Source organism: Terrabacter sp. P5_B1 (genome assembly GCF_056400505.1).
The window spans coordinates 1-5,505 of sequence record NZ_JBFULD010000290.1 but is presented as its reverse complement, the minus strand read 5'-3'; the positions used below and the strand labels follow the sequence as shown (position 1 = coordinate 5,505).

At 72.5% G+C, this 5,505-nt stretch carries 6 protein-coding genes; all 6 read right to left on the bottom strand.

Annotated features, from left to right (window positions below; all coding sequences use genetic code 11):
• A partial coding sequence (gene trpA / locus AC1DP0_RS17450) for a tryptophan synthase subunit alpha (protein ID WP_478086774.1) occupies window positions 1-685 on the bottom strand: 685 nt, incomplete at its 3' end.
• A complete protein-coding gene (gene trpB, locus AC1DP0_RS17445) occupies window positions 682-1,944 on the bottom strand; it encodes a tryptophan synthase subunit beta (RefSeq protein ID WP_478086772.1) in 1,263 nt (420 codons plus the stop codon). The genes trpA and trpB, both read right to left, overlap by 4 nt.
• Window positions 1,945-1,946: 2 nt before the next feature.
• Window positions 1,947-2,774 (bottom strand): indole-3-glycerol phosphate synthase TrpC, encoded by an 828-nt coding sequence (trpC, locus tag AC1DP0_RS17440; protein WP_478086770.1) that lies wholly within the window; start codon window positions 2,772-2,774, stop codon window positions 1,947-1,949.
• A 5-nt stretch (window positions 2,775-2,779) separates the two neighbouring features.
• A complete protein-coding gene (locus AC1DP0_RS17435) occupies window positions 2,780-3,049 on the bottom strand; it encodes an HGxxPAAW family protein (protein WP_478086768.1) in 270 nt (89 codons plus the stop codon).
• A 57-nt stretch (window positions 3,050-3,106) separates the two neighbouring features.
• Window positions 3,107-3,736: a Trp biosynthesis-associated membrane protein gene (locus tag AC1DP0_RS17430; RefSeq protein ID WP_478086766.1), complete on the bottom strand. Its 630-nt coding sequence runs from the start codon at window positions 3,734-3,736 to the stop codon at window positions 3,107-3,109.
• Window positions 3,733-5,313 (bottom strand): anthranilate synthase component I, encoded by a 1,581-nt coding sequence (locus AC1DP0_RS17425; RefSeq protein WP_478086764.1) that lies wholly within the window; start codon window positions 5,311-5,313, stop codon window positions 3,733-3,735. The genes AC1DP0_RS17430 and AC1DP0_RS17425 overlap by 4 nt, the downstream gene beginning before the upstream one ends.
• Window positions 5,314-5,505 lie beyond the last annotated feature (192 nt).

Genomic DNA, 5,505 nt, shown 5'->3' with positions numbered 1-5,505 from the left:
CGATGACGCCGTCGGCGTACTTGCCGACCTGGGCCGCCTGGTCACCGGTCGAGACCCCCAGGCCCACACAGACCGGCAGGTCGGTGTGCTCGCGGGTGCGGGACACGAGTGCATCGGCGGCGTCGCCGACGCTGGTGCGCGCCCCCGTGACACCCATGACGGCGGTCGCGTAGACGAACCCGCGGCAGGCCGAGGTGACGGCGGCCAGGCGCTCCGGCGTCGAGCTCGGGGCGACGAGGAAGACCTTGTCGAGGTCGTGGGCGTCGGCGGCCGTGATCCATTCGCCGGCCTCGTCGGGGATGAGGTCGGGCGTGATGAGACCGGCGCCCCCGGCGGCGGCGAGGTCGGCGGCGAACCGCTCGACGCCGTAGCGCAGGACGGGGTTCCAGTACGTCATGACCAGCGCACCGGCACCGGCGCCCGAGACCTCACGGGCCGCGGTGAAGATGTCGCTCAGGTGCACGCCGCCGGCCAGCGCCCGCACCGCGGCGTCCTGGATGACCGGGCCGTCCATGACGGGGTCGCTGTAGGGCACGCCGATCTCGACGATGTCGACGCCGGACTCGACGAGGACCTTCATCGCCCGGATCGAGCCCTGGACGGTGGGGAAACCGACGGGGAGGTAGCCGATGAGGGCCGCACGGTTGTCGGCGCGGCACTTCTCGATGACGGTGCCGACGCTCACTGCTCGACCCCCATGGCCTTGGCGCCGCCGTCGTCGTCGGGGAGGCGGGTCCCGCCCTCCTCGTCGATGAGGCCGAACCACTCGGCCGCGGTGTGGACGTCCTTGTCGCCGCGCCCCGAGAGGTTGACGAGCAGGACGGCGTCGGGGCCGAGCTCGCGCCCGACCTTCATCGCGCCGGCGAGGGCGTGCGCGCTCTCGATCGCGGGCAGGATGCCCTCGGTGCGGGACAGCAGCGAGAGCGCCTCCATCGCCTCGACGTCGGTGATCGGGCGGTACTCCGCCCGCCCCGACTCGAGCAGGTGGGCGTGCTCCGGGCCGACGCTGGGATAGTCCAGGCCCGCCGACACGCTGTGCGACTCGACGGTCTGGCCGTCGGAGTCCTGCAGGACGTAGGTGAAGGCCCCGTGGAGCACGCCCGGGACGCCCGCCGCGAAGCGCGCGGCGTGCTTGCCGCTCTCGACGCCCTCGCCACCCGCCTCGAAGCCGATGAGTCGCACCGACCGGTCGTCGATGAAGCGGTGGAAGATGCCGATCGCGTTGGAGCCTCCGCCGACGCAGGCGAGCACGGCGTCGGGCAGGCGGCCGACGAGGTCGAGCACCTGCTGGCGCGCCTCGACCCCGATGACCCGGTGGAAGTCGCGGACCATCTCGGGGAACGGGTGCGGGCCGGTCACGGTGCCGAGGACGTAGTGGGTCGTCGAGACGTTGGCCACCCAGTCGCGGAACGCCTCGTTGACGGCGTCCTTGAGCGTCTTGCTGCCGTTGTCGACGGGCACGACGGTGGCGCCGAGCAGGCGCATCCGCGCGACGTTGAGGGCCTGCCGCTCCGTGTCCTTGCGGCCCATGTAGACGACGCACTCGAGCCCCAGGAGGGCGGCGGCGGTCGCCGTGGCGACCCCGTGCTGCCCGGCGCCGGTCTCGGCGATGACGCGGGTCTTGCCCATGCGCTTGGTGAGCAGCGCCTGGCCGAGGACGTTGTTGATCTTGTGGGACCCCGTGTGGTTGAGGTCCTCGCGCTTGAGGATGACGCGGGCGCCGCCGCAGTGCTCGGCGAACCGCGGCACCTCGGTGATGATGCTGGGCCGGCCGGTGTACGTGCGCTGCAGCCGCTCGAGCTCCCCGACGAACTCGGGGTCGACGACCGCCTTGCGCCAGACCTCCTCGAGCTGCTCGAGGGCGGGGATCAGCGCCTCGGGGACGTAGCGTCCGCCGAACCCTCCGAAGCGGCCGTATGCCGGCACGTTGGATGTCGTGGTCATGCTCACTCTCCTGCCGCGCCCGGGCGGGCCGTGGCCCGGACCGCGGTCGCGGCGTCGATGAAACCGCGGATCGCGGCCTCGGGGGCACCGTCCTTGACGAGGGCCTCGCCGACGAGGACCGCACCGGCGCCCGCGCGGACGTAGGCGGCCACGTCGGCCGGACCGCTCACGCCCGACTCCGCGACGCCGACGACGCCCTCGGGAACGCGCGGCAGCAGGTCGGTGACGGTGCGAGGGTCGACCTCGAGGGTCTTGAGGTTGCGGGCGTTGACGCCGACGAGAACGGGGTCGAGCGCGAGCGCCCGGTCGAGCTCGGCGGCGTCGTGGACCTCGATGAGCGCCGTCATGCCGAGGTCGCGGGCCTGGTCGTGCAGGTCACGCAGCAGAGCGTCGTCGAGCGCGGCGACGATCAGCAGGATGAGGTCAGCGCCGTGCGCGCGAGCCTCGCTCACCTGGTAGGCGTCGACCATGAAGTCCTTGCGCAGCAAGGGTGTTCGGACGGCGGTGCGCACCTCGTCGAGGTCGGCGAGGCTGCCGGAGAACCGTCGCTCCTCGGTGAGCACGCTGATGGCGCTCGCTCCGCCGGCGGCATACGACCGCGCCAGCAGGCCGGGCTCGGGGATCTGGGCGAGGGCCCCCTTGCTCGGGCTAGACCGCTTGACCTCCGCGATGACGGCGACGCCCTCGGCGGAGCGGATACCGGGCATCGGGTCGAGCGCGGGACGCACCGAGGTGAGCCTGGCCTCGAGCTCGGCGAGCGGCTGGGCGACGCGACGGCGCTCGAGATCCTCGCGGACGCCGCTGATGATCCCGTCGAGAACCGTCGACACCGCGCTCAGCTCTTGCCGACCGTGCCGGTGCCCGACTCGTCGGGGGCGTCGACGAGCGAGCCGCCCTGGGCGTGGTGTCCGTCATGGCCGAGGCCGGCCATCGACATGACCTTGCCCGCGCCGACGCCAATCACGATGACGACGGCGCCGATGATGCCGACGACCAGGCTGGGGATGACGATCGCGACCGCTGCGATGGCCGTGCCGAGCAGGATGATCCCGACTCCGGTCCAGGCGGCGGTGCTGTGACCGTGGTCCTCGTGCTGCTCTTCCATGGGGTCCTCTCTGGTCCGATCGGCGTCAGGCCCGTGGGCCGACGTGGGTCCATTCTGTCAGGTCTCGTCAGGGGCGTCGTCCAGGGTCGGGTCCCGCCCCTCGGACAGCTCGTCCCACGTGGTGCGCACCTGGCCCCTGGGTCCGCTCGCAGGCTTGTCGCCGCGTTCGTAGCGCCCCGAGAGACCGGCCCAGGACCGGCTCGAGACGGCGGTCAGGACGGCACCCACCGCCAGCAGGGCGGCGACGAGCACCGCGATCCAGGCCCACGCGGTGCTCGAACCCGTCGCGGCGGGTGCCGTCGTGCGGGCGAGCTCGCGTGCGACGGCTTCGGCCACCGTGGCCACGGGGCGCAGCGCGACGAGGAGGGTCATCGCCAGGGCGCCGAGCGAGGCCAGCACGAGAACGACCGCGGCGACGGCACGGATGACGCGCCCCCCGGTCATGAGGCCGAGCAGAGCCACGACGCAGACCGCCGTGAGTCCGACGACGCCCGGCGCGGCCGCACCGCCAGTCACGTCGGTGACCGCCTGGCTGAGGACGTCACGGGACTCGCCGCTCGCCCAGGTCCGCGTGGTGAGGCCGAGAAGCAGGGCTGCGGGGACGAGGACGACCAGCGCCGCGCGCTTCTTGTTGAGGACGAGGGGCCTGCGGTGGATGTGGTCCGCGGTCGGTTCGGCAGAGGTCATGCGCGGTGGTCTCCGAGGGGTCGCAGGCCCGCCGCGGCAGCGACGGCGCGCAGGGCGGCGGCGGCCTTGTTGACCGTCTCCTCGTACTCGAGGTGGGGCACCGAGTCGGCCACGATGCCCGCTCCGGCCTGGACGTGCGCCAGGCCGTCCTTGATGAGGGCCGTGCGAATCGCGATCGCCATGTCGAGGTCGCCGGCGAAGTCGAGGTAGCCGACGACGCCGCCGTAGAGACCGCGACGCAGCCCCTCGTAGGCGTCGATGAGGGCCATGGCGCGAGGCTTCGGCGCCCCGCTCAGCGTGCCGGCGGGGAACGTCGCGACGAGCGCGTCGTAGGCGCTCCGGTCGTCACGGAGGTCGCCGACGACGGTCGACTCGATGTGCATGATGTGGCTGTAGCGCCGGATCGACATGAAGTCGACGGTGTCGACGGTGCCGGCGCGGCAGATGCGCTGGAGGTCGTTGCGGGCGAGGTCGACGAGCATGAGGTGCTCGGCCCGCTCCTTGGCGTCGCCGAGCAGCTCCTCGGCGAGGTGCGCGTCGTGGTCGGGGCTCTTGCCGCGGGGACGCGAGCCGGCGATCGGGTGGGTGATCGCCTGTCTCCCCGTCACCTTGATGAGGGCCTCGGGGCTCGAGCCGACGATGTCGTAGGCCGAGCCGTCGGGGTGCGGCAGGCGCAGGAGGTACATGTACGGGCTGGGGTTGCTGACGCGCAGCGCCCGGTAGACGTCGAGGGCGTCGGCCCGGCACGGCACGGTGAAGCGCTGCGAGACGACGATCTGGAAGGCCTCGCCGGCGCGGATCGCCTCCTTGGCCTCCTCGACCATCGACTCGAACCCCGGCTGGGTGTGGCTGCTCGTCGGACGACTCTCGATCGGCTCGATGGTCGCCACCGTGCTCGGCGCCGGCGCCGCGAGCTCGTCGGTCATCCGGTCGAGCCGGGCGACGGCGTCGGCCCAGGCGTCCTCGATGCGCTCGTCGGTCGCGTCGTGGTTGACGGCGTTGGCGACGAGCAGCAGGGATCCGTCGCTGTGGTCGAAGACGGCGAGGTCGGTGGTGAGCATCATCGCGACCTCCGGAAGGTCGAGCTCGTCCCGGCCGCCGTCGGGCACGTTCTCCCACCGGCGCACGGCGTCGTAGGTGATGGCACCGACGAGGCCACCGGTCAGCGGCGGCAGTCCGGGCGTGCGCGGGGTGGCGAGGGCTGCGACGGTGTCGCGGACCGCTTCTGCGGGATCGCCGTGGGTGGGCAGACCGATCGGTGGTTCGCCGATCCAGTGGGCACTCCCGTTCTTCTCCGTCAGGGTCGCAGCGCTGCGGGCTCCGACGATCGAGTAGCGCGACCACACGCCCCCGTGCTCCGCGGACTCGAGCAGGAACGTGCCCGGAGCGTCCTTCGCGAGCTTGCGGTAAACCCCCACCGGGGTCTCCGCGTCGGCCAGCACACGGCGTACGACCGGGATGACGCGGCGGTGCTCGAGCGCGAGCTCGGTGAACACCTCGAGGCTCGGCCACGTGCGGCCCCACGCGAGGTCGGCGTGCGGCGCAGGAGTGGCGAGCGACGTGTTCGAGTCAGGCACCGAGCCATTCTGGCCCACCCGGTCGTATGCCGTGTCCCCGCCTCACCCGTCGAGAGGCCACGTCTGGCCGCCCCTCACCCGTCGAGAGGCCACGTCTGGCCGCCCTTCACCCGTCGAGAGGCCACGTCTGGCCGCCCTTCACCCGTCGAGAGGCCACGTCTGGCCGCCCTTCACCCGTCGAGAGGCCACGTC

Coding starts and splice junctions, on each gene's coding strand:
- trpB (WP_478086772.1), bottom strand. CDS start 1,944: ATGACCACGACATCCAACGTGCCGGCATACGGCCGCTTCGGAGGGTTC.
- AC1DP0_RS17435 (WP_478086768.1), bottom strand. CDS start 3,049: ATGGAAGAGCAGCACGAGGACCACGGTCACAGCACCGCCGCCTGGACC.
- AC1DP0_RS17430 (WP_478086766.1), bottom strand. CDS start 3,736: ATGACCTCTGCCGAACCGACCGCGGACCACATCCACCGCAGGCCCCTC.